Origin of the sequence: Streptomyces sp. NPDC046727 (assembly GCF_040645635.1) — a bacterium.
In the GTDB taxonomy this organism is placed as follows: domain Bacteria; phylum Actinomycetota; class Actinomycetes; order Streptomycetales; family Streptomycetaceae; genus Streptomyces.
Window position 1 is genome coordinate 94,942 of record NZ_JBEYYR010000031.1, and the last position, 22,516, is coordinate 117,457.

26 protein-coding genes are annotated in these 22,516 nt (G+C 72.2%); 12 read left to right on the forward strand and 14 right to left on the reverse strand.

What is annotated here, in order from left to right:
- Positions 1 to 2: 2 nt before the first annotated feature.
- From ABZ937_RS31020 to ABZ937_RS31035, 4 genes are all read right to left on the reverse strand, one after another.
- Positions 3 to 1,046, reverse strand: coding sequence for an SDR family oxidoreductase (locus tag ABZ937_RS31020; protein ID WP_361696657.1), 1,044 nt, complete (start codon positions 1,044 to 1,046; stop codon positions 3 to 5).
- 61 nt (positions 1,047 to 1,107) lie between these two features.
- A complete protein-coding gene (locus tag ABZ937_RS31025; protein WP_361696658.1) occupies positions 1,108 to 1,683 on the reverse strand; it encodes a winged helix-turn-helix domain-containing protein in 576 nt (191 codons plus the stop codon).
- A gap of 622 nt (positions 1,684 to 2,305) precedes the next feature.
- On the reverse strand, positions 2,306 to 3,337 hold the full coding sequence (gene glnII / locus ABZ937_RS31030) for a glutamine synthetase (RefSeq protein WP_361696659.1): 1,032 nt from the start codon (positions 3,335 to 3,337) through the stop codon (positions 2,306 to 2,308).
- 198 nt (positions 3,338 to 3,535) lie between these two features.
- A complete protein-coding gene (locus ABZ937_RS31035) occupies positions 3,536 to 3,967 on the reverse strand; it encodes a MarR family transcriptional regulator (RefSeq protein WP_361696680.1) in 432 nt (143 codons plus the stop codon).
- 147 nt (positions 3,968 to 4,114) lie between these two features.
- On the opposite strand from ABZ937_RS31035, the gene ABZ937_RS31040 reads away from it, so the two are divergent.
- The gene (locus ABZ937_RS31040; protein ID WP_361696681.1) at positions 4,115 to 4,927 is read left to right on the forward strand and encodes an alpha/beta fold hydrolase; all 813 of its coding nucleotides are present in this window, start codon (positions 4,115 to 4,117) and stop codon (positions 4,925 to 4,927) included.
- Positions 4,928 to 4,930: 3 nt separating this feature from the next.
- Here ABZ937_RS31040 and ABZ937_RS31045 read toward each other — a convergent pair whose 3' ends face one another.
- Together ABZ937_RS31045 and ABZ937_RS31050 are read right to left on the reverse strand one after the other, a co-directional pair.
- Positions 4,931 to 5,653 carry a hypothetical protein gene (locus ABZ937_RS31045; RefSeq protein ID WP_361696660.1) on the reverse strand — a complete coding sequence of 241 codons (723 nt, stop codon included), beginning with the start codon at positions 5,651 to 5,653 and terminating at the stop codon, positions 4,931 to 4,933.
- Between the two features lie 119 nt (positions 5,654 to 5,772).
- Positions 5,773 to 6,141 (reverse strand): ArsC/Spx/MgsR family protein, encoded by a 369-nt coding sequence (locus tag ABZ937_RS31050; RefSeq protein ID WP_361696661.1) that lies wholly within the window; start codon positions 6,139 to 6,141, stop codon positions 5,773 to 5,775.
- A 221-nt stretch (positions 6,142 to 6,362) separates the two neighbouring features.
- Between ABZ937_RS31050 and ABZ937_RS31055 the strand changes: the two genes are divergently transcribed.
- The gene (locus ABZ937_RS31055; RefSeq protein WP_361696662.1) at positions 6,363 to 6,677 is read left to right on the forward strand and encodes a hypothetical protein; all 315 of its coding nucleotides are present in this window, start codon (positions 6,363 to 6,365) and stop codon (positions 6,675 to 6,677) included.
- A 424-nt stretch (positions 6,678 to 7,101) separates the two neighbouring features.
- Here ABZ937_RS31055 and ABZ937_RS31060 read toward each other — a convergent pair whose 3' ends face one another.
- Both ABZ937_RS31060 and ABZ937_RS31065 read right to left on the reverse strand, forming a co-directional pair.
- Complete coding sequence (locus ABZ937_RS31060; RefSeq protein ID WP_361696682.1) at positions 7,102 to 8,283, reverse strand: winged helix DNA-binding domain-containing protein; 1,182 nt, start codon at positions 8,281 to 8,283, stop codon at positions 7,102 to 7,104.
- A gap of 25 nt (positions 8,284 to 8,308) precedes the next feature.
- Entirely contained in the window at positions 8,309 to 9,088 is a 780-nt protein-coding gene (locus ABZ937_RS31065; protein ID WP_361696663.1) for an alpha/beta fold hydrolase, read from the reverse strand.
- A gap of 128 nt (positions 9,089 to 9,216) precedes the next feature.
- On the opposite strand from ABZ937_RS31065, the gene ABZ937_RS31070 reads away from it, so the two are divergent.
- On the forward strand, positions 9,217 to 9,489 hold the full coding sequence (locus tag ABZ937_RS31070) for a hypothetical protein (protein WP_361696664.1): 273 nt from the start codon (positions 9,217 to 9,219) through the stop codon (positions 9,487 to 9,489).
- A gap of 19 nt (positions 9,490 to 9,508) precedes the next feature.
- On the opposite strand, the gene ABZ937_RS31075 is transcribed toward ABZ937_RS31070, so the two are convergent.
- The 4 genes from ABZ937_RS31075 to ABZ937_RS31090 all read right to left on the reverse strand — a co-directional run bounded on the left by ABZ937_RS31075 (position 9,509) and on the right by ABZ937_RS31090 (position 12,481).
- Entirely contained in the window at positions 9,509 to 10,090 is a 582-nt protein-coding gene (locus tag ABZ937_RS31075) for a hypothetical protein (RefSeq protein WP_361696665.1), read from the reverse strand.
- Between the two features lie 2 nt (positions 10,091 to 10,092).
- The gene (gene htpX / locus ABZ937_RS31080; RefSeq protein ID WP_361696666.1) at positions 10,093 to 10,971 is read right to left on the reverse strand and encodes a zinc metalloprotease HtpX; all 879 of its coding nucleotides are present in this window, start codon (positions 10,969 to 10,971) and stop codon (positions 10,093 to 10,095) included.
- Between the two features lie 166 nt (positions 10,972 to 11,137).
- Complete coding sequence (locus ABZ937_RS31085) at positions 11,138 to 11,392, reverse strand: hypothetical protein (protein ID WP_361696667.1); 255 nt, start codon at positions 11,390 to 11,392, stop codon at positions 11,138 to 11,140.
- Between the two features lie 99 nt (positions 11,393 to 11,491).
- Complete coding sequence (locus tag ABZ937_RS31090; protein ID WP_361696668.1) at positions 11,492 to 12,481, reverse strand: DJ-1/PfpI family protein; 990 nt, start codon at positions 12,479 to 12,481, stop codon at positions 11,492 to 11,494.
- 118 nt (positions 12,482 to 12,599) lie between these two features.
- Between ABZ937_RS31090 and ABZ937_RS31095 the strand changes: the two genes are divergently transcribed.
- On the forward strand, positions 12,600 to 13,190 hold the full coding sequence (locus ABZ937_RS31095; protein WP_361696669.1) for an isochorismatase family protein: 591 nt from the start codon (positions 12,600 to 12,602) through the stop codon (positions 13,188 to 13,190).
- An 82-nt stretch (positions 13,191 to 13,272) separates the two neighbouring features.
- Here ABZ937_RS31095 and glnA read toward each other — a convergent pair whose 3' ends face one another.
- Complete coding sequence (gene glnA / locus ABZ937_RS31100) at positions 13,273 to 14,682, reverse strand: type I glutamate--ammonia ligase (RefSeq protein ID WP_361696670.1); 1,410 nt, start codon at positions 14,680 to 14,682, stop codon at positions 13,273 to 13,275.
- 210 nt (positions 14,683 to 14,892) lie between these two features.
- Between glnA and ABZ937_RS31105 the strand changes: the two genes are divergently transcribed.
- Positions 14,893 to 15,360, forward strand: a complete 468-nt coding sequence (locus ABZ937_RS31105; RefSeq protein WP_361696671.1) for an RDD family protein — start codon at positions 14,893 to 14,895, stop codon at positions 15,358 to 15,360.
- A 53-nt stretch (positions 15,361 to 15,413) separates the two neighbouring features.
- Here ABZ937_RS31105 and ABZ937_RS31110 read toward each other — a convergent pair whose 3' ends face one another.
- On the reverse strand, positions 15,414 to 17,072 hold the full coding sequence (locus ABZ937_RS31110; protein WP_361696672.1) for an FAD-dependent monooxygenase: 1,659 nt from the start codon (positions 17,070 to 17,072) through the stop codon (positions 15,414 to 15,416).
- Positions 17,073 to 17,271: 199 nt separating this feature from the next.
- Between ABZ937_RS31110 and ABZ937_RS31115 the strand changes: the two genes are divergently transcribed.
- From ABZ937_RS31115 to ABZ937_RS31145, 7 genes are read left to right on the forward strand one after another with little or no spacing between them, the layout of a single operon-like run.
- Complete coding sequence (locus tag ABZ937_RS31115; RefSeq protein ID WP_361696673.1) at positions 17,272 to 18,354, forward strand: SchA/CurD-like domain-containing protein; 1,083 nt, start codon at positions 17,272 to 17,274, stop codon at positions 18,352 to 18,354.
- A gap of 35 nt (positions 18,355 to 18,389) precedes the next feature.
- Complete coding sequence (locus ABZ937_RS31120; RefSeq protein WP_361696674.1) at positions 18,390 to 18,821, forward strand: cupin domain-containing protein; 432 nt, start codon at positions 18,390 to 18,392, stop codon at positions 18,819 to 18,821.
- Complete coding sequence (locus tag ABZ937_RS31125) at positions 18,818 to 20,077, forward strand: beta-ketoacyl-[acyl-carrier-protein] synthase family protein (protein WP_361696675.1); 1,260 nt, start codon at positions 18,818 to 18,820, stop codon at positions 20,075 to 20,077. Before ABZ937_RS31120 ends, ABZ937_RS31125 begins: the two co-directional genes overlap by 4 nt.
- 7 nt (positions 20,078 to 20,084) lie before the next feature.
- Positions 20,085 to 21,329 (forward strand): ketosynthase chain-length factor, encoded by a 1,245-nt coding sequence (locus tag ABZ937_RS31130; RefSeq protein ID WP_361696676.1) that lies wholly within the window; start codon positions 20,085 to 20,087, stop codon positions 21,327 to 21,329.
- Between the two features lie 23 nt (positions 21,330 to 21,352).
- Positions 21,353 to 21,607 carry an acyl carrier protein gene (locus ABZ937_RS31135; RefSeq protein ID WP_361696677.1) on the forward strand — a complete coding sequence of 85 codons (255 nt, stop codon included), beginning with the start codon at positions 21,353 to 21,355 and terminating at the stop codon, positions 21,605 to 21,607.
- A 1-nt stretch (position 21,608) separates the two neighbouring features.
- The gene (locus ABZ937_RS31140; protein WP_361696678.1) at positions 21,609 to 22,091 is read left to right on the forward strand and encodes an SRPBCC family protein; all 483 of its coding nucleotides are present in this window, start codon (positions 21,609 to 21,611) and stop codon (positions 22,089 to 22,091) included.
- Positions 22,092 to 22,112: 21 nt separating this feature from the next.
- On the forward strand, positions 22,113 to 22,445 hold the full coding sequence (locus ABZ937_RS31145; protein ID WP_361696679.1) for a TcmI family type II polyketide cyclase: 333 nt from the start codon (positions 22,113 to 22,115) through the stop codon (positions 22,443 to 22,445).
- The last annotated feature ends 71 nt before the right edge of the window (positions 22,446 to 22,516 follow it).

Genomic DNA, 22,516 nt, shown 5'->3' on the forward strand with positions numbered 1-22,516 from the left:
GGTCAGTCGTCCGAGGGCCCCTCTTGGAGGGTGGCGTCAGGTACACCCCCGGACCGGGCCAGCACCTTCGCCTCCACCTCGGGGTCCAGACCCTTGCGGGTCCGGTCGGGACGCTGGGGCGCGGTGCCGCCGATCCCGCTCAGCCACCGCCAGGTGTCCGCGACGGTCTCGGCCGCGGGCCGGCACACCAGCCCCGTCGCGAGCGCCCGCGACACGTCCGCGCCGTGCACCGCGTCGTACATCTCGCCGCCCGGCGGCACCCACACCGGCAGCTCGGTCCACGGCTCGATCCCGGCGTCCAGGATCACCTCCGGGTCGGTCCAGCGCAGTTCCGCGTCCGCGCCGGTGACCCGCAGGCACGCCCCGAGCAGCTCGCCCATGGTGGTGTGGCCGGGCGGGCTCACCAGGTTGTACGGCCCGCTCAGGCCGCGCTCCACCGCGCCGAGCAGCCAGTCGGCGAGGTCGCGCACATCGACGTACTGCAGCGGCAGTTCGCGCGGGCCGGGGGCCAGGACCGGGCCGCCGCGGGCGATCCGGTTCAGCCACCAGGGCAGCCGGCCGACGTTCTCGTACGGGCCGAGGATCAGCCCGGCCCGGACCAGCAGCGAGTCCGCCGTACCGAAGGCCCCGACGGCGGCCAGTTCGCCGCCGCGCTTGTCCCGGGCGTAGTCCGTCGCCCCGGCGTCGGCGGCACCCTCGACCAGCGGGGCGTCCTCCGCGCTCCCGCGCGGCCACGGCCACACGTACACCGACCGGCTGGAGACGTACACGTACCGCCCGGCCCGGCCGCGCAGCAGCCGGGCCGCCTCGTGCACGGCGCGCGGGGCGGCCGACCAGGTGTCGACCACGGCGTCCCAGCCGCCGCCGTCCGCCGCGAGCGCGGCGAGGCCGTCGGGTGCGGTGCGGTCGCCGTGCAGCGACCGCACCCCGGCCGGGGGCCGGTGCCGTCCGCGGTGGAAGACGGTCACCTCCCAGCCGCGCCCGAGCGCGGCCTCCACCACGGCCCGCCCCACGAACTCCGTACCGCCCAGCACAAGAAGTCTCATGCCGGTGATCGTGCCCGGTCCGGGGCCGTGCCGGCGCGTGGCTCTGCCGAGGGCAGAACGGTCAGCGGCCGGTCGGCGGGGTGTACTTGTAGCCGACCCGGCGCACCGTCTGGATCGTCTGGCGGTGCTCGGCGCCCAGCTTGCGGCGCAGCCGGGCGATGTGCACGTCGACGGTGCGGCCGTCGCCGACATGGCCGTAGCCCCACACCGTGGTGACCAGCTGGTCGCGGGTGTGCACCCGGTGCGGGTGCGCCACCAGGTGGGCGAGCAGCTCGAACTCCAGGTAGGTGAGGTCGAGTTCACGGCCGTCGACGCTGGCGGTGCGCTGCACGGCGTCGATCCGCACCAGCGGGTCGGGGTCCAAGGCCGCCGTCGTCTCCGGCTGGTCCGGGACCGCGACCGGCAGGAACGGGGGCTGCTGGTCGGCGGGGACCAGCACCAGGTAGCCGACCATCGGGGGCCGGCCCGGCAGGGTGGGCAGGGTGTGCTGCGGCGCGGGCAGCCATGTGGCGCCCGGCGGCAGGAAGTCCGCGACGTCGACCACCTCGTCCCGGTCTACGGCGCGCAGCCGGTGCCGGGTGCCGTTCGGGGCGGGGGTGGCGAGGGACGCGGTGGAGAGGGAACGAGTGGTCGCCATGAGAGGTCAGCTCTTTCGCGCGAGGAGTTCGTCGGGCAGGACGACGGCCGCGATTCGTGGTCGGGCGCGCCGGGGACGTACGTCGTTTCGCGCTGGCCGAAGGCCGGGGTGTACGGCTTTAGAGGGCCTGCGCGTTCATCGCGCGGCAACACACACGGTCGAAGTCGTGGTGCTGACGGGAAGGCCAGAACGGCTCGAGGTCGTCACGACCCGTCGCGGTGATCTGCTGGAGGCTGGCCATGGGCCCATTGAAGCAGAGGCGCGCGGCGGGCAGGACCCTCCTCTCACTGCTTGGACGCTTCCTTGGCGTGAAATTGACGGTGCGACTACCCGGGGCCCCCGGTTTCCGCCCTGGTCACGGGCCTGACGAGGGTCGGCCGTGTCCGGAATGCCGTCTCACTCCTCGGACGGCGCAGCTTCAGCCGGTCACGGTCGCGGACGCCAACAGCCGCCGTGCGGCGGCCCGCTGGGCGTGGTCCGGGTGCTTCGGTCGCCGGCCGGTCCGTACGCGTGCGTGAGCTTCCCCCGGTCGGGCCGCTCCTCCTCGAACTCCATGGGGCGCACGATATGCGCGAGGGGCGCCCGCCGTGACAGCGGGCGCCCCTCGGTGCGGTGCGGAGGATCAGACCTGGCCGGCCTTCTCCAGGGCGGAGCAGCAGGTGTCCACCAGCAGGCGGGTCACCACGTACGGGTCGACGTTGGCGTTCGGGCGGCGGTCCTCGATGTAGCCCTTGCCGTCCTTCTCGACCTGCCACGGGATGCGCACCGAGGCGCCGCGGTCGGAGACGCCGTAGGAGTACTTGTCCCAGGGGGCGGTCTCGTGCAGACCCGTCAGGCGGTCGTCGATGCCGGCGCCGTAGTTCTTGACGTGGTCCAGCGGCTTGGAGCCCTCACCGAGCGACTCGCACGCGGTGATGATCGCGTCGTAGCCCTCGCGCATCGCCTTGGTGGAGAAGTTGGTGTGCGCGCCCGCGCCGTTCCAGTCGCCCTTGACCGGCTTCGGGTCCAGGGTGGCGGAGACGCCGAAGTCCTCGGCGGTGCGGTACAGCAGCCAGCGGGCCACCCACAGCTGGTCGGAGACCTCCAGCGGGGCGAGCGGGCCGACCTGGAACTCCCACTGGCCCGGCATGACCTCGGCGTTGATGCCGGAGATGCCGAGGCCGGCCTTCAGGCAGTTGTCCAGGTGCTTCTCGACGATCTCGCGGCCGAAGATCTCGTCGGCGCCGACACCGCAGTAGTAGCCGCCCTGGGGGGCCGGGAAGCCGCCCTCGGGGAAGCCGAGCGGGCGGGTGCCGTCGAAGAAGGTGTACTCCTGCTCGATGCCGAAGATCGGCTCCTGCCCGGCGAACTTCTCGGCGACCTCGGCCAGCGCGGCACGCGTGTTGGAGCGGTGCGGGGTCATGTCGATGTCGAGGACCTCGCACAGCACCAGGATGTCGTCGCCGCCGCGGATCGGGTCCGGGCAGGTGAAGACCGGCTTGAGCACGCGGTCCGAGGCGTGCCCCTCGGCCTGGTTGGTGGAGGAGCCGTCGAAGCCCCAGATCGGCAGTGCGTCGAGACCGGCGGGGGCACCCGTGATGATCTTCGTCTTGGAACGGAGCTTGGCCGTCGGCGCGGTGCCGTCGATCCAGATGTACTCAGCCTTGAAGGTCACGGGGCCACATCCTTCGGGGGTGGGTCGGGCGCACTTGCGGGTGCTGCGGCGCTACGGCACCGGGGCGCCGCGTCGATCTGCCGGGCAGCCTGTCAACAGGCGATTTCCCGGTCATTGCTCTCGTGTGAACCCCGTGTTACCTGGTGGTTCTGTGCCCCGGCTCACGTTGTGAGGGGCGGACCCGCGGGGTATGGGCGCTCACTCGCGGCCCTCGGCGGCGGCCTCCCGGACTCCGCCCAGGAATCCCCGGATCGCCGTCAGCTGCCGTTCGTCGTACCCCCGCAGCAGCTCCAGTGACCGCTCGATGAGCGGCCCGAAGAAGGCCTGCCCCAGCTCGACCGCCCGCTCCTCCACCTCGATCACGACCCGCCGCCGGTCCCGTTCCCCGCGCACCCGCCGCACCTGTCCGGCCCGCTCCAGCCGGTCGACGAGCGCGGTGGTCCCCGCCGAGTTGAGCCCCAGCTCGGCCCCGAGCCGCCCGGCGGTCATCTCCTCGCCGGCGCGCCGCGCGTCCATGAGTGCGATCAGGGCGCGTACGTCCGTGGGGTGCATGCCGTTGCGCTGCGCGAACCGGGCGCTGTGCAGACCGAGTTCGACGGTGACGGCACGCAGGAGATGGACGATCTCCATCTCCGGGGCGGGGTCGGGCGAGCTGGACAAGGGGGCCCTCCGGACTATCATCTCGCTCAGCGAATATCTTGCTGAACGAGATGATAAGGGGGCGGTGCCGTGCCCGCACACGACAGCGACGCGTTCCGGGTCGCATACGACAAGGTCATGGCCCAGTGGCCGCCCGACCGCGAGGCCCTCACCGTGCCCACGCCCTTCGGCGACACCCACGTCAACGCCTGCGGCCCGCGCGACGCGCCCCCGCTGCTCCTGCTGCCGGGCGGCGGCGGAGCGACCTCCGCCTCCTGGTACGCGCAGGCCGCCGACCTCGCCCGCATCCGCCGCGTCTACGCCCTGGACCTGATCGGCGGCCCCGGCCTGAGCGCCCCGGCCGGCAACCGTCACCCCCGTACGGTCGCCGACCTGGCCGACTGGCTGAACGCCGTCCTGGACGGCCTCGGTGTCACCGTGGCCGACGTCGGCGGGCACTCCTACGGCGCCGGGATCGCCCTGCACCACGCCCTGCGCGCGCCCGAGCGGGTGCGCCGCCTGTTCCTCCTGGATCCGACGCAGTGCTTCGCCGGATTCAAGGCGGCGTACCTGCTGCACGCCCTGCCGATGCTGGTGCGGCCCGCACCCCGCCGGGTCCGTGCCTTCCTGGAGTGGGAGACCGGGGGAGCGGCGCCCATGGACCCCGACTGGCTGCGCCTCCAGGAGGCGGCCGCCGGCTTCCCCTCCGTGAAACCGGTGACGGGCCCGCGTCCGGCACCGGACGCGCTGCGGGCCCTCGATGTGCCGGTCCTGCTGCTCGTGGCCGCGAACAGCAGGACCCATGACCCCACCGAGGTGCTGGACCGGGCCACCGCGCTACTGCCGCGCGTGCAGGCCGCCGTCCTTCCGGACGTCTCGCACCACGCGCTGCCGCAAGCGGCACCAGAAGCCCTGGTCCGTCACCTCACGGATTTCCTGTCAGCTCCCTGAGCCTCACCCCACCTTCTCGATCACCGCGCGCCGGATGAGGAACTTGCCGGGTTCCCGGACCTGTTCGAAGGCGGCGTTGTTGAGCAGGACACAGCTGCCCGAGACGGAGGTCACCTTCACCGTGGTGGACTTGTTGTTGTCCAGGTTGGTGACCTTCAGGGTCGTCCCGGCCGGGAACTGGTTGCTGGACGCGGCCGGGGCGCCGCCCTCGCCGGAGAGCGTCACGGTGGAGCCCTTGCACACCTGCTGGCCGGAGGCCGCGGCACCGCCGTCGCCGGCTCCGGCGGCCCCGGTCTGCGCGGGCTGCGCGCTCTGCTGGCCGCCGCCCGCCTGCTGGCCGCCCCCGGCCTGCTGGCCGGCACCCTGCTGAGCGTTGCCGCCCTGCGCCGCCTGGGAGTCCTGAGCCGACTCCCCAACGGTGCATCCGGCGGCCTTCTGCTGGACCTCGATCTGTTTGATGACCGCCTCGCGGTTGGCGATCCGGGCCGCCGACTGCGCGTCCGGTTTCGCCTTCTGGTCCGCGATGAACCTGTCGTTGTTGCCGTGGGCCGTGGCCAGCCCCTGACAGACGGTCGAGTCCCCGGCGGACAGCGTCTTGGCGTTCTGGGGGCTCTGCGCGGCGTTCGAGGTGGACGCCAGTGCGAAGGCCCCGCCGCCCGCCACCGCCGCGGCGCTGACGAGCAGCGCGAGCTTCTTCTTCGTACCGAGAGTTCTCCTGCGCGACATGCGCGCCTCCTGAAGAGGTAGGGGAGCGTACGCCGCTATGTACGAGATACCGAACGAGGTTACTCAGCGGTCGCGTGACTCGCTGAAGTAACCTGCGTCACAGAAAAAATGAAGGCCTGTCAGCTCTTGTTGTGGGAAAGGGCCTCCCGTACGGCCTCCTCGCTGCGGGCCACCAGCGTCGTCCCGTCGTCCGCGGTGATGATCGGGCGCTGGATCAGCTTGGGGTGCTCGGCGAGCGCGGTGATCCACCGGTCCCGGGCGCTCTCGTCCCGCGGCCACTCCTTGAGGCCCAGTTCCTTGGCGACCGCCTCCTGGGTGCGGGTGATGTCCCACGGTTCGAGGTTCAGCCGGCCGAGGACGGCCCTGATCTCGTCCTCGCCCGGTACGTCCTCCAGGTAGCGGCGGACGGTGTAGTCGGCCCCCTCGGCGTCGAGCAGGCTGATCGCGCTGCGGCACTTGGAACAGGCCGGATTGATCCAGATCTCCATGCGGAACACGGTACTCGGCAAGGGCTCTGTTCGAATGTGCGACACCTCGGCAGCCTCATCCTCCTCGGCTGTGACGGAGTGCCAATTCACGGCCTCACCTGGGGGTTTCGTCGCGTGCGCGGACCTCCGATTGTCAGTGCCCGCCGGTAGACTGGAAGCAGTGTTCGAGGGAAGGCGCCGGAACCTCCGGTGCCCGCCCTGACCGCGACAGGAGGATGCCCGTGCCCGCTGCCGCTCTGAAGCCGAAGCCATTGCCGACCCAGTCCACCGCCCAGCGTTCCGTGCTGTTCGACTCGCCCTACGAGCCCGTGGCGAAGCGACCGCTGCCGGCGGGGCGACCGCGCGAGTGGTACGTCTCGCACAACCGGCGCCTGAAGGCCATGCGCCTCGCCATAGCCCTGCTCGACTCCGGGCTGTACCTGCCGGACCAGGCCCGGAACGAGACGATCCGCAGCACGGCCGAGCGGATCGGGATGCGTCCCCCGTCCGACACCACGTGCCACATGGTGCGCGCGCTGATGCGCTACTCGCGCTGAGCGAACCGAGGATGCCGGGTGCCCTGCCGCAGGCGAGGGCAGGGCACTTGGGTACCCGGGGTACCCCGGCACTCGGCCGGCCGCTCGGCCGGCGTGGCTGTCAGGGTGTCCGGGGTGGTGCCGGGGGGGGCGACGGCGTGGGCGAGTGGTCGGTGTCGGCCGTCGGTCTGCCGGGGTGTGGTGGTGGTGTGCTCGGTGCCGGGCGGGGCGGGCGGCGTCGACTCGGTCTCCCTGGGGCCGGTGCCGGAAGCCGTCTCGTGCCGTCTGGTGTCTGGGGTGGTGCCGGGGGGGGCGATGGCGTGGGTGAGTGGTCGTGTCGGCCGTCGGTCTGCCGGGGTGCGGTGGTGGTGTGCTCGGTGCCGGGCGGGGCGGGCGGCGTCGACTCGGTTTTCCCGGGGCCGGTGCCAGAGGCCGCCCGGCGCCGTCAGGCCGCCAACTCCCGTTCCAGCGGGGTGCGGAAGCGTGGGGTGATGCGGGTCGTCCCGAGCCATCCGCGCAGCCGCTCGGCCTCCGCCGTGACCTCGGCCGCGGCCTCCCGTGCGACGGCCTCCTCCGGGATCCGCCAGACGATCTCGCCGTCCGCGCGCTGGGCCCAGCCACCCACCACCCGGCCGTTCCACCACACCGTCGGGCCGACATTGCCGCTGCGGTCGAAGAGCAGGGGCCGCAGCGCCGGGTCCAGATACCAGTCGCGCCGCTGCCAGGCCATCGCCGTCGGGTCGAGGCCCGGGAGCAGCGCCGCCCAGGGCTCCTCGGGGGCCGCCACCGGGTCCGCGTCCCCGTCGGCGACGTACCCCGTGCCCTCGTCCAGCAGGACCTCCTCGGCGCCGATCGCGGACAGCGCCCGGCGGACCTCCCGCACCCCCCACCCCGTCCACCACTTCAGGTCCGCCTCGGTCGCCGGGCCGCACGCCCGCAGCCAGCGGCGCAGCAGGCCGGCCTGGGCCTCGGCCACGTCCAGCTCGGGGTGGGGCGGCGCCGGCGCCCAGCGGAACTGACTGGACGTCCAGGAGCCGAGCGGCCGGCCCCGGACCACCTTGCCCTCCACGCCCAGCACCCGCAGCAGCCGCGTCGAGACCGTGTGGACGCCCTCGTAGCTCTTCCCGGCCGCGTACACGAACCGTTCGCGCAGCCGGGGCTCGTCCGCCGCCAGCTCCGCCGCCGTCGCCTGGCCGCGCCGGGCCAGCGCGGCGAGCGTGGCCTCCTCGACCTCCGCCAGCCAGGCCGCGTCCGGGGCGCCCGCACCCGCCATGTCTCTCAGCAGGCTCGCGCGCTCGCGGGCGGCCACCGTCAGGCCCGTCGAGGCGTGGACGACGGCCGTCAGCTCCGTCGGGAACACGAACACCGTGTGCCGCATGCCGTGCATCCGCACCAGCGTGCCGTCCTCGTACAGCGCCCGCTCCGTCTCCGGGACCCCCTTCGCGGGGTCGGTCAGCCGGGCGGCCACCGCCAGGTGCACCGTGGCCGGGTCCGAGCCGTGCAGGGCCACCAGGGAGGCCGCGACCTCCTCGGGAGTCGCCGCCCGTGCCGGACCCGCGAGGCGGTGCCGCAGGGCCAGCCGGGCCCGCCGCTCCGCCACGCCGATGTGCCGCCGCCCGACCGTCATCCCGGCCTCCCCATGACTCACGAACTCACGAGTCCTTGCCGCCATGGTCGCCGATGCCACTGACAACCGGCCCCGCCGCCCGCCGCTCCCCGTCCAGCAGCGCGGCCACGAAGTCCCGCCGGTCCCCGGCGTGGTCGCGGAACCACAGGCCCAGCCAGTGCTCGGCGTCCGGCAGGTCGAGGCGGGTGTACCGGGCGCGGGCCGACAGCGCCTCCTGCACGGCCTCCGTCACCTCCGGCGGGATGATCGTGTCGGTGCCCGGGACGGCCAGCACCGCCCGGCCCGCGTAGGTGCGGAGCGCCTCCAGGGCGGGGGAGTGCCGCCAGCTGCCGGGCGTGCGGATCAGCTCGGAGAAGCGGCCCTCGCCGGTGCCGAACGGGACCTCCCAGGCCTCGGGCGTGTAGACGGCGGGCGCGCACAGGCCCACCGCCGCCACCCGGTCCCCGTAGTGCCGTACGAGGTCCGCGACCGTCTGTCCGCTCATGCTGAATCCGACCAGCACCAGCGGATCGTCCGCCGGGACGTGCGCGTCGAGCACCGCCACCGCCTGCTCGTACCGCCGGCGCAGGCTCAACTCCGCGAGTGCGCCCGTGCTGTCGCCGTGCCCGGAGAAGTCGAACGCCAGCGCCCGGCAGCCCTGGGCGGCGAAATCGGTGAGGAACGGCAGGAGCCGCTCCTTGCTGCCGTTGCCCGCGCCGTGGAGCAGTACCGCCGTGGTCCGGCCGGCCGGGCCGGCGCTCGCTCCGCTGAGCCGTTCGCCGTCGTACGCGTAACTGAAACCGGTGAGTTCGTCCATGCGGGTCATTCACTCACGGGCGCCCCGCGGGCCGGAAAACGGGATGCACCCGCCGTCCCGCCCTCCCTACGCTGAACAAAGGGAGGCGAAACAGACAGACGCCCCTCGGCCCACCCTCACCCCAACGGAGGTCCGTCATGCGTGGCATCGTCGCGTCCGGGACCGTCGTCCTGGTGATCCTCGGAATCGGAAACCATCTCTGGTGGCTCGCCGCAGTCGCCCTGCTGTATCTGTACGCGACGCACGGGCGCGGCTCGCCCGGCACGACCCCGCCGGCCGGCTCCGGCGCCCTGCCCGACAGCTACCGGGCGTACCGGGAGCGCCGGGACCGGCAGGCCAAGTGGGAGCGCCGCTACCGCCGTGAGCGGCCCTACGAGGCCCGCAGGCAGCAGCGGGAGAAGGCACGCTGAGCGGGGGCGCCGCCGACCGTCACAGGCCGGGGGCGCCCCACACCGGGAACCACCGGCCCAGGTCCTGCTCGATCCGCAGGTCGTTCCCGAGCACCGCCTTCAGCTGCAGCTCCAGCGCGGTGTCCCGCCGCTCGGCACCGGGCAGCGGGGCGAACGGATAGAACGTCCCGCGCTTGTAGAGGTACACGAGCGCCAGGCGGCGGCCGGTGTCGTTCGTGAAGCCGGCCAGGGAGCACAGGAGTTGCGGGCCGAAGCCGTTGATCTCCAGTGAGTCGTTCACCGCGTGCAGGTCGTTGACGAGCTGTGGCAGCTGGTCGGGGGAGCGCCGGGACACCAGCCAGGAGTAGCCGTAGTCGTCCCGGCGCAGCTCCACCGGAGGGCCGGTGCGGTCGGTGTCCGCGTCCAGCAGCGCCTGCACCTCACGGTGCGTCTGCTCGAAGGCCCCGCCCTCCACCGTGGCGAAGCACACCGCCCCGCAGCCGGTCGGCGTGAACCCGGCCGCCGCCTGCAGCGTGACCGCCGCCGACGGCAGCGCGAACAGCTGGTCGAGATCGGGCGCGACCGGCTTCGTACGCCCCAGCAGGATGTCCAGCAGCCCCACGGTCAGCCCGCCTTCCCGGGGGCGGCGGCCTCGCCCAGCTCCGCCGAGATCCGGCCCAGCTGGTCGAGCCGCTGCTCCAGGCTCGGGTGCGTGGAGAAGTACCGCTCGATGCCGGGCTCCTTGCCGGTCGCCGGGGTGAAGTAGAACGCGTTGAACGCCTGGGCCGTGCGCAGGTCCTTGGTCGGGATCCTGGCGATGTCCCCGGAGACCTTGGTGAGCGCCGCCGCCAGCGCCGAGGGCCGGCCGGTCAGATGCGCCGCCGCGCGGTCGGCCGCCAGCTCCCGGTACCGGGACAGGGCCCGGATCAGCAGGAAGCTGATCGCGTACACGGCCGCCGAGACGCCGATCACGGCGGCGAAGACGACGGCGGTGTTCTGGTCCCGGCGACCGCCGCCGAAGATCTGCGAGTAGAAGGCGAACCGCACGATCAGGCCCGCGATCACCCCGAGGAAGGACGCCACCGTGATCACGGCGACGTCCTTGTGCGCCACGTGCGACAGCTCGTGCGCGAGCACGCCCTCCAGCTCGGCCGGCTCCAGCCGCCGCAGCAGCCCCGTGGTCACACAGACCACGGCGTGCTCGGGATTGCGCCCGGTCGCGAACGCGTTCGGCATGTCCATCTCGGACACGGCGACCACCGGCTTGGGCATGTCGGCGATCGCGCACAGCCGGTCCACCACGGCGTGCAGCTCGGGATACTCCTCCCGCTCCACGACCCGCCCGCGCATGGCGAACATCGCGATCCGGTCGGAGAACCAGAACTGCGCCACGAACATCGCGCCCACCAGCACCACGACCAGCAGCCACGACTTCAGCAACACGATCAGGGCGGCGACGAAACCCACGTACAGCAGCCCGAGCAGGAACAGCGTGATCGTCATGCGTACGGTCAGCCGTCGATCGCTTCGGAAGCGGCTCTGCATCTTGCATCACCCCGCAGTCAGGCACTCGTCCCGCTGTCCAGTGTGCACCCGCCGATCCCCATGAAGTGGTCCGGAACGGCCCCAGGCCGGGCAAAGGCCCCTGGGCCTGCCGGTGGCGTGCCTGCTAGTAGGGCGAGCGCATCTGCGCGTACCCCAGCAGCACGATCACCACGGCCACGCAGCCGAGCACCACGGCCGTCGACACCCACGAGGACCGGCGCGGCGCCGGGTCCGGGTCCGCGCGGAACGGCGCGGGCTCCGGCGGGTTCTCCTTCCAGCGGGCGGCGAGCATCCGCGCCCGGGCGGAAGGCTCCTTGTGCTCGGCCGAGTTCGCCCACCTGTGATCGAACTCGTGCTCCCAGTCGTCCTGTTCCGGCATCCCCGTTCAACCTCTCTCGTCCGACATGGTCGGGAGGGATGATCTCCCGACAATAGGAATCCTGGGAAGCGGCAATGGTTGCACGGGGGCCGGAGTCGGTCAGCCGGAGTGGCGGAAACGGCTCCGGTACTCGGTGGGCGTCGTGTCGAGCTTGCGGCGGAACGCCCGGATGAGGGTGTCGGTCGTGCCGAAGCCGCAGCCGGACGCCACGCGGTCCAGGGTGTCGTCCGTGGTCTCGAGCCGGTTCCGGGCCACCTCGACGCGGGCCGCCTCGACATAGGCGGCCGGGGTCATGCCCAGCTCCGTCTTGAAGATCCGGGTGAGCTGGCGCTCGCTGACATGGGCGTGCCGGGCCAGGTCGGCGAGGGTCAGCGGCCCGGCGAGGTGCTCGGCGACGTAGTGGCGCAGCTCGGTCATGCGCCGGGTCGTGGAGACCGGCTCGACGGGGACGCTGAACTGGCTCTGCCCGCCCGGCCGCTTCAGGTACATGACCAGCTGGCGGGCGACCCGCAGCGCGGCGGCCTCCCCGAAGTCCTCGGCGACGAGCGCCAGGGACAGATCCAGGCAGGCGGTGATGCCCGCGCCGGTCCACACCCCGCCGTCCTGGATGAAGATCGGGTCGGCGTCGACCTCGACCTCGGGATGGTCGGCGGCCAGCTGCTGCGCGGTCGACCAGTGGGTGGTGGCGCGCCTGCCGTCCAGCAGACCGGCGGCGGCGAGCAGGTGCGCGCCCACGCAGACGGACGCGACGCGCCGGCTCCGGGCGGCGAGCGCCCCGACCCGGGCGACGACGGCGGGGTCGGTCAGGGCGTGCACCCGGCGCTGCTCGTCGACCTCGACCGAGCCGGGCACCAGCAGGGTGTCGATGGCTCTGCGGGCAGCCTCCGCGAAGGTCAGGTCGGGCAGCACCCGCACCCCGGCGGCGGTGGTGACCGGGTCCATGGTCTCGGCGGCCAGGACCACCTCGTAACCGGTCTCGTCGTCCGTCTCCCGCCTGAGCAGGGCGAACACCTCCGGCGGCCCGGTGACGTCCAGCAGGTCGACGCCGTCGAACAGCATGATGACGATGAACCGCCGCACCCCGGTCACCGGATCCCCTCCGCCCCCGTCATGTCTGGATCTGCAAGTTACATGACATTGCTGCCATTCCAGGCGGCTCCTAGCGTGGTCGCCGTACCCACCGACCACCACCGGAGAAAGGGCGGCCATGCCCACCACGACGCTGCGCGAACTGAACGGCTTCGACCAGACCCCTGCCTCGCTCGCCGGCTTGACGCTGATCCTGGTCGACTACCAGAACACCTACACGCGGGGCGTGATGGAGCTGGCGGGCTGGGAGGCCGCCCTCGACGCCGCGGCCGGGCTGCTGGCCGGGGCGCGGGCCGCCGGGGCGCCGGTCGTCCACGTCATCAACGACGGCGGCCCGGGCACCCCGTACGACATCCGCGCCGAGATCGGCCGGATCCATCCCCGGGTGGCCCCCGCCGACGGCGAGCCCGTCGTCGTGAAGGGAGTCCCCGACGCGTTCCGCGACACCGACCTCGCCGCGCACGTGGACGCCGCCGGCCACAAGGACGTGGTGATCGCCGGCTTCATGACCCACATGTGCGTGCTGTTCACGGCACAGGGCGCCTTCCTGCGCGGCAACCGCCCCACGGTGGTCGCCGACGCCTGCGCGACCCGCCCCCTGCGCACGGCGGTCGCCGGGGTCCCCGCGCCCGACCTCCACCACGGCGCCCTGGCCACCGTCGCGGACCTCTACGGGGTGGTCGTACCGTCGGCGTCCGCGCTGGGCTGAGCCCGGAGCGGCCGACAACGGCCGAGGCCTCGCCGCTCCACGGGGGGAGCGGCGGGGCCTCGGCGGCGCTTCGGGGCGTCTGTCACACGTCGAAGTACAGCTCGAACTCGTGCGGGTGCGGACGCAGCTGGAGCGGGGCGATCTCGTTGGTGCGCTTGAAGTCGATCCACGTCTCGATCAGGTCGGACGTGAACACGTCGCCCTGGAGGAGGAACTCGTGGTCGGCCTCAAGGGCGTCCAGCACGGCGTTCAGCGAGGTCGGGACCTGGGCGACGTTCGCGTGCTCCTCGGGAGCCAGCTCGTACAGGTCCTTGTCGATCGGCTCGGCCGGCTCGATCTTGTTCTTGATGCCGTCCAGACCCGCGAGGAGCAGGGCCGAGAAGGCCAGGTACGGGTTGCCGGAGGAGTCCGGGGCGCGGAACTCGACGCGCTTGGCCTTCGGGTTCGAACCCGTGATCGGGATACGCATCGCGGCGGAGCGGTTGCGCTGCGAGTACACGAGGTTGATCGGCGCCTCGAAGCCCGGCACCAGACGGTGGTACGAGTTCACCGTCGGGTTGGTGAAGGCCAGCAGCGACGGGGCGTGCTTGAGGATGCCGCCGATGTAGTAGCGGGCGGTGTCCGACAGGCCCGCGTAGCCGGCCTCGTCGTAGAACAGCGGGTCGCCGTTGCTCCACAGCGACTGGTGCACGTGCATGCCCGAGCCGTTGTCACCGAAGATCGGCTTCGGCATGAAGGTCGCGGTCTTGCCGTTGCGCCAGGCCACGTTCTTCACGATGTACTTGAAGAGCTGCAGGTCGTCGGCGGCGGCGAGCAGGGTGTTGAACTTGTAGTTGATCTCCGCCTGGCCGGCGGTGCCCACCTCGTGGTGCTGGCGCTCCACCTTCAGGCCCTGCTTGTCCAGCTCCAGGGAGATCTCGGCGCGCAGGTCGGCGAAGTGGTCGACCGGCGGGACCGGGAAGTAGCCGCCCTTGTAGCGGACCTTGTACCCGCGGTTGTTCTCCAGGGCGCCGGTGTTCCAGGCGCCCGCCTCGGAGTCGATGTGGTAGAAGGACTCGTTCGCGCCGGTCGCGAAGCGCACCGAGTCGAAGACGTAGAACTCGGCCTCGGGGCCGAAGTACGCCGTGTCGGCGATACCGGTCGACGCCAGGTACGCCTCCGCCTTCTTCGCCACGTTGCGCGGGTCACGAGAGTACTGCTCGCCCGTGATCGGGTCGTGGATGAAGAAGTTGATGTTGAGGGTCTTGTCCCGGCGGAACGGGTCGACACGGGCCGTGGACAGGTCGGCACGCAGAGCCATGTCGGACTCGTGGATGGCCTGGAAGCCGCGGATCGACGATCCGTCGAAGGCCAGCTCCTCGTCCGGGTCGAACGCCTCAACGGGCACCGTGAAGTGCTGCATGACGCCCGGCAGGTCGCAGAATCGGACGTCGACGAACTTGACGTCCTCGTCCGCGATGAACTTCTTGGCCTCGTCGGCGTTCTGGAACATCCAGCTCCTCCTACTCCCGACCGTCCGCGCCGGGGTGGTAGATCGTTCGTGCGGCCAGTGCGGTGGCACACGCTGGTCTCGACCCTAGGGACGGGTGATTTCTCGGGCGTGACCCGTTTGTTTCGCAGAAGTTAACCGGCCACGTGTCCACCGTAGCCCCGGCACACCCCTCGGCGTAGTGCCCGGAACCGGGCACAGTACCGTGGACGGGTGGACAACAGGCAGGCAATGGGATCGTGGCTCTCCGGGCCGCGCGCGGCCATGGAAGAGGCGGGCGCCGACTTCGGATACCGGGGCGAACAGCTCGGTCTCCCGGAGGAGGGGCCGAACTCGATCGCCCGGCCCGGACGGCGGCTCGGCGCACTCGCCGTGGACTGGGCGCTGTGCGTCCTGATCGCATACGGCCTGATCACCCATGGCTACAACCCCGCTACGAGCAACTGGGCGCTCGGCGTCTTCTTCGTCCTGAGCGCCCTGACCGTCGGCACGGTCGGCTTCACCCCCGGCAAGCGCCTCTTCGGCATCCGGGTCGTGGCCCTGGAGACCGGCACGGTCAGCCCGGGGCGCTCCCTGCTGCGCACGGTCCTGCTGTGCCTGGCGATCCCCGCGCTGGTCTGGGACCGCGACGGCCGCGGTCTGCACGACCGGCTCGCCAAGACGGTCGAAGTCAGGATCTGAGCGCCTGAGCCCGGCGGCCGACGCCCGCCGGGCCCGCGTCGCCGTCCACGCGCTCAGCGCCTGCGCAGCACCGTCGCCACGACCTGCCGCAGCTCCGCCTCCGGGTCCGCCGCGGCGCCGGACGCGCGCCAGGCCACGAACCCGTCCGGCCGTACCAGCACCGCCCCGTCCGCCGTCGTGCCGTGGGCCGCGGCCCAGTCCCCGCCGCCTGAGGGCCCGTCCCCGTCGTACGTCAGCTCGGCGCCCGCCCCCGCGCCGATCCGGTACGCCTCCAGCCGTACGCCGTCCGTGCCGGCGATGCGCCGGGCCGCCTCGTACCAGGCCGTGCCCGCGGCCGACCCGGCGTCGCTGAGCAGCACCAGCGACCGCTCGTACAGGTCGACCGTGGAGAGCCGGGCGCCCGCCCGGCGCAGCCACAGGTGCGGCGCCCGGCTGCCCGGGTCCGCGATCAGCCGCACCTCGTCGGGTACGACCGGCTGGGCCGGGTCGGCGCCCAGGACGGCGCCCTCCAGGTAGCGGTAGGCGAGGACGACGGGGAGGATGCCGCTGCGCGGTCCGCCGCCGACCCCCGGGGTGGGGGCGAAGCCGGGGTGGCTGTGCTCGACGGAGCGGGCCGAGGCGCGGGCGCTGGTCGCCAGGGCGACGGGCCGGCGCTCGGAGTCGTACGTCTCCAGCAGGCCGGGGCCGGCCCAGCCGTCGAGGACCGCGGCCAGCTTCCAGGCCAGGTTGTGGGCGTCCTGGATGCCGGTGTTGGAGCCGAAGGCGCCGGTCGGGGACATCTCGTGGGCGGAGTCGCCGGCCAGCAGGACCCGGCCGGCCGTGTACCGCTCGGCGACCCGTTCCGCGGCGCGCCAGGACGCCTTGCCGGTGATCTCGACGTCGAGGCCGGGCACGCCGACCGCCAGCCGGATGTGCCGCTGGAGCCGCTCCTCGGTGAACTCCTCCAGCGTCTCGCCGTGCTCCGGGTGCCAGGGCGCGTGGAAGACCCAGTGCTCCTTGTTGTCGACGGGCAGCAGGGCGCCGTCGGCCTCGGGGTTCGTCAGGTAGCAGCAGATGAAGTGCCGGTCGCCGACCGTGTCCGCGAGCAGCTTGGAGCGGAAGGTGACGCTCACGTTGGCGAAGAGGTCGCCGTGACCGCTCTGCCCGATGCCGAGCCGGCGCCGGACGGGGCTGCGCGGGCCGTCGGCCGCGACCAGGTAGTCCGCGCGGACCGTGTACAGCTCGTCGCTCTCGCGGTCCCGGACGAGCGCCGTCACTCCTTCGGGGTCCTGCTCGAACGATTCCATCTCGTGGAAGTAGCGAAGGTCGCCGCCGAGCGCGCGGGCCCCCTTCAGCAGCACCGGCTCCAGATCGTTCTGGCTGCACAGGCACCACGTCGTGGGGCTGAACCTGGCGAGTCCGCCGCCCGGGTCGATCTGCCGGAACAGCCACTCGCCGGCGTCGCCGACCAGGGTCGGGGTCTGGAGGATGCCGTGGTTGTCCGCGAGGAGCGAGGCCGCCGCCTTGATGTCCGGCTCGATGCCGGCCACCCGGAACAGCTCCATGGTCCGCAGGTTGTTGCCGCGGCCACGCGGGTGGATCGAGGTCCCGGAGTGCCGCTCGACGAGCATGTGCGGTACGCCGAGACGGCCCAGGAAGAGGGACATGGACAGGCCCACCAGAGAGCCGCCCACGACGAGGACGGGCACCTGGTGATCGGCTTTCTGCTGCATCAAGGCTCCAGAGGCAGGGGTCGGGGTGTGAGCGCGTTGCTGTTTTCTGTGCCCTCTGGGAGGGCTTTCGCGTGCTCAATCACCCACGTGGTTCACGCGAGTCGCGCATACCCCGGGAAGCGGCACAGGATCAAGAAGCGCTGACGTCGCGTCATCGGCGGCCGGCGTTCGCCTCTGCCCCGTGAAGGAGTTGCGCAGCATGACCACCACGTCGGAAAAGCTCTCGGACCAGTTGACGCGCCAGGTGTCGGCACGGGTCTCCCAGTCCGTGTTCGACGGCTCCCGTCTCCGGGTCGTCCTGCTCGTGGACGTCTACGACGGCGCCCAGCAGCAGTTCCTTGAGGCATACGAGCAACTGTGCAACCAGGTGGCGCAGGTGCCCGGCCATGTCAGCGACCAGCTGTGCCAGTCGATCGAGAACCCCTCCCAATGGCTCATCACCAGCGAATGGGAGAGCGCCCCGCCGTTCCTCACCTGGGTGAACAGCGAGGAGCACGTGCGGATGGTGGAGCCGTTGCACAGCTGCGTCCGGGACACCCGGTCGCTGCGCTTCCACGTCGTCCGGGAGACGGGCGGCGAGCCGGAGGCCGCCACGCCGCGGCGCAGGCTCCAGGCATCCCCGCGGATCGGCGACGGCGTCATCCGGCACGCGCTGACCTTCACGGTCAAGCCGGGCAGCGAGTCGGAGGTCAAGCGGATCCTCTCGGACTACGCCTCGCCCGAGGCGCGGGTCGACGAGGCCACCCGGCTGTGCCGCACCTCCCTGTTCATGCACGGCAACCGGGTCGTGCGGGCCATCGAGGTGCGCGGCGACCTGCTCGCGGCGCTGCGCCACGTCGCCCGGCAGCCCGAGGTACGGGCCGTCGAGGAGGCCATCAACCCGTACCTGGAGCAGGAGCGGGATCTCAATGACCAGGAGTCCGCGCGGGTGTTCTTCACCCGGGCGGCGCTGCCCGCCGTGCACCACGTCACCGTGGACGAACTCGCCGAGGGCGAGCGGCAGGCCCTGTACTACCCGGCCCGGCCGGGCCTCGGGATGCAGCTGGCGGAGCGGCTCGCCCAGCAGGACGGGGCGGCGGCGGGCGACCCGGACAGCCCGGTCCTGCGCAGCACGATCTTCCACCGCGACGACGTCGTCGTACGGCTGATCGACGTACGCCCCGGTCTGGGCGGGCGGGTCGTCCTGCCGGAACCCGGACGCCAGGGCGCGCTGAGCGCCCTGCTGGACGGCCCGCCCGTCGGCATGGACCTCGTCACCGACCGCCGTTCGCCGGACGCCTGACCTTGGCAGGCACAGCACACCAACGGAGGAACCCCGTGATCAAACCCCTTCCGAAGATCGTGGACCTCAGCGAGGTCGAGCCCAACACCCGGCGCGGCGGCGATCTGCGCGCCATGCTCACCCCGGCGACGGTCGGCTCCACCAGCGGATTCATGGGCGTCGCCATCGTGCAGCCCGGCGACCGCATCGGTGAGCACTACCACCCGTACTCCGAGGAGTTCGTCTACGTCCTGTGCGGCCGGCTGGAGGTGGACCTGGACGGCGAGCCGCACCCGCTGCGGCCCGAGCAGGGGCTGATGATCCCCATGAACATGCGCCACCGCTTCCGCAACGTCGGCAACGTGGAGGCGCGGATCGTCTTCCACCTGGGGCCGCTGGCCCCGCGGCCGGCCCTCGGCCACGTCGACACGGAGGGGACGGAAGCCGTCGCCTCCCGGCCGGCCGGCCGGGAGGAGGTCCGCTCATGAGCCGGCGCGTGGCGGTGACCGGCATAGGCGTCGTGGCCCCGGGCGGGATCGGCGTACCGGCGTTCTGGGAGCTGCTCGCCGAAGGCCGGACCGCGACCCGGGGCATCACGTTCTTCGACCCGGCCGGGCTCAGGTCCCGGATCGCCGCCGAGTGCGACTTCGACCCGGCCGCGCACGGGCTGGACGCCGAGCAGGTCCAGCGGTCGGACCGGTACATACAGTTCGCCCTGGTCGCCGGGCAGGAGGCGGTCCGGGACTCCGGCCTGGACATGGCCCGGGAGGACCCCTGGCGGGTCGGCGTCTCCCTGGGCACCGCGGTCGGCGGCACCACCCGTCTGGAGCACGACTACGTCCTGGTCAGCCATCGCGGGCAGCGGTGGGACGTCGACCACGCCGAGGCGGAGCCGCAGCTGCACCGGGCGTTCTCGCCGAGCACCGTGGCCTCCGCGGTGGCGGAACGTTTCGGCGCCCAGGGCCCCGTGCAGACCGTGTCCACCGGCTGCACCTCCGGACTGGACGCGGTCGGATACGCCTTCCACACCGTTCAGGAAGGCCGGGCCGACATATGCATCGCGGGGGCGTCGGACTCCCCGATATCCCCGATCACCATGGCCTGCTTCGACGCGATCAAGGCCACGTCCCCGAACAACGACGACCCCGCGCACGCCTCCCGGCCCTTCGACAACAACCGTGACGGCTTCGTCATGGGCGAGGGCGGCGCGGTCCTCGTCCTGGAGGAACTGGAGCACGCCCGGGCCCGCGGTGCCCACGTGTACTGCGAGTTCGGCGGCTACGCCACCTTCGGCAACGCCTACCACATGACCGGTCTGACCAAGGAGGGCCTGGAGATGGCGCGGGCCGTCGAGACCGCCCTCGACCAGGCGCGGCTCGACCCGACGGCGATCGACTACGTCAACGCGCACGGCTCCGGCACCCGGCAGAACGACCGCCACGAGACGGCGGCCGTGAAGCGGGCGCTCGGCCACCACGCCTACGACACCCCGATGAGCTCCATCAAGTCGATGGTGGGGCACTCCCTCGGGGCGATCGGCGCCATAGAACTGGTCGCCTGCGTACTGGCCCTCGCCAGGCAGGTCGTACCGCCGACCGCGAACTACGAGATCCCCGACCCCGAGTGCGACCTGGACTACGTCCCGCGCGTCGCCCGTGAACGGAAGCTGAGCAGCGTGCTGTCCGTGGGCAGCGGGTTCGGCGGCTTCCAGTCCGCGGTGATCCTGACCCGGCCGAGGGAGTGAGGACACGATGAGCGAACCGCAGGACCGGCGCGCGGCCATCACCGGCATCGGGGTGGTCGCACCCAACGGCACCAGCACCGACACCTTCTGGAAGGCCACCCAGGAGGGCCTCAGCGTCCTCGACCGGGTCACCCGCGAGGGCTGCGAGCACCTTCCCCTCAAGGTGGCCGGTGAGGTCCGCGCCTTCGACCCGGCGGCCACGATCGAGGAGCGCTTCCTCGTCCAGACCGACCGGTTCACGCACTACGCCATGGCCGCGGCCGACTTCGCGCTGGACGACGCCCGGCTCGGGCCGGCCAGCATCCCCGACGCGCCGTACTCCATCGGCGTGGTCACCGCCGCCGGGTCCGGCGGCGGCGAGTTCGGCCAGCGCGAACTGCAGCAACTGTGGGGCAAGGGCAGCCGGTTCGTCGGGCCGTACCAGTCCATCGCCTGGTTCTACGCCGCGAGCACCGGCCAGGTGTCGATCCGCCGCGGCTTCAAGGGGCCCTGCTCGGTCGTCGCCTCCGACGAGGCCGGCGGCCTGGACGCCCTCGCCCACGCGGCCCGGGCGGTGCGGCGCGGCACCGATGTGATCGTGGCCGGCTCCACCGAGGCGCCGCTCGCGCCGTACTCGATGGTCTGCCAGCTCGGCTACGAGGAACTGAGCCGGGAGACGGACCCGTCCCGGGCCTACCGTCCGTTCACCCAGGCGGCGTGCGGGTTCGTGCCGGGCGAGGGCGGCGCGATGCTCGTCGTGGAGGCGGCGGGCACCGCCCGGGAACGCGGCGCCGAGGTCCGGGCCGTCGTGGCGGGCCACGCGGCCACCTTCACCGGCGCCTCCCGCTGGGCGGAGTCCCGGCACGGCCTCGCCCACGCCGTCCGGCAGGCCCTGCGCGAGGCCGACTGCGCCCCCGAGGAGGTCGACGTCGTCTTCGCCGACGCGCTCGGGGTGCCGGAGGCGGACCGGGCGGAGGCGCTGGCGCTCGCCGACGCCCTCGGCGAGCACGGCACCCGGGTACCGGTCACCGCGCCGAAGACCGGGATCGGCCGGGGGTACTGCGCGGCCCCCGTGCTGGACACCGCGGCGGCCGTGCTGGCGATGGAGCACGGCCTGATCCCGCCGACGCCGAACGTCTTCGACGTCTGCCACGACCTCGACCTCGTCACGGGCCGCCCCCGCGCCGCCGAACTGCGGACGGCGCTCGTCCTCAGCCGCGGACTCATGGGGTCGAACTCGGCGCTGGTGCTGCGACGCGGCACCGCGCAGTGAGTACAGCAAAGGAGGAGAACAACATGCCGCAGATCACCGTGGAAGAACTCGCCGCGCTGATGAAGAAGGCCGCCGGGGTCACCGTCAGCCCGCAGCAGCTCATGGAGAAGCCGGAGACCGGCTTCGACGTCCTCGGCGTCGACTCGCTCGGCCTGCTCGGCATCGTCGGCGAGCTGGAGAACACCCACGGCACCCCGATGCCGGTCGACGCGGAGCGCTGCAAGACGCCGCAGGAGTTCCTCAACCTCATCAACAGCACCCTGATGGCAGGAGCCTGAGATGGCAGGACACACCCAGAACGAGATCATCATCGCCGCCCCGCTGGACCTGGTCTGGGACATGACCAACGACCTGGAGCGGTGGCCGCAGCTGTTCAGCGAGTACGCGTCCGTGGAGGTCCTCAAGCGGGAGGGCGCCAGGACGACGTTCCGGCTGACCATGCACCCGGACGAGAACGGCACCGTCTGGAGCTGGGTCTCCGAGCGTGAGCCGGACCGCGACTCGCTCACCGTCAAGGCGCGCCGGGTGGAGACCGGGCCCTTCGCCTACATGAACATCCACTGGCGGTACGAGGAGGTCCCCGCCGGCACCCGGATGGTCTGGACCCAGGACTTCGAGATGAAGCCGGACGCCCCCGTCGACGACGCGTGGATGACCGACAACATCAACAAGAACTCCAAGATCCAGCTGGATCTGATCCGGAGCAAGATCGAGAAGGCGGCGTCCGGTCACCGGCCGTCCGCCGCGGCCCTGGCCGACTGAGCCGGACGACAGGAGACGACCGTGCACCAGGCCCTGATCGTCGCCCGGATGGCCCCGGGCTCCGCCCCCGACATCGCCAAGGTGTTCGCGGAGTCCGACCGGGGAGAGCTGCCCCACCTCGTCGGAGTGGTCCGGCGCAGCCTCTTCCAGTTCGGCGATGTGTACATGCACCTCATCGAGGCCGACCGGGAGCCCGGACCGGCCATCGCCAAGGTCACCTCGCACCCTGACTTCAGGGAGGTCAGCGAGCGCCTCCAGGCGTACGTCAGCGCGTACGACCCGGAGACCTGGCGGTCCCCGAAGGACGCCATGGCACAGCGCTTCTACGTCTGGGAGCGCGACGCCGGATCCTGAGCCCCCGTCCGGAACACCGGTGCCGGGCCCGCGTTCGACGCGCCGGGACGACACGCTCCCGGTGCTCACCG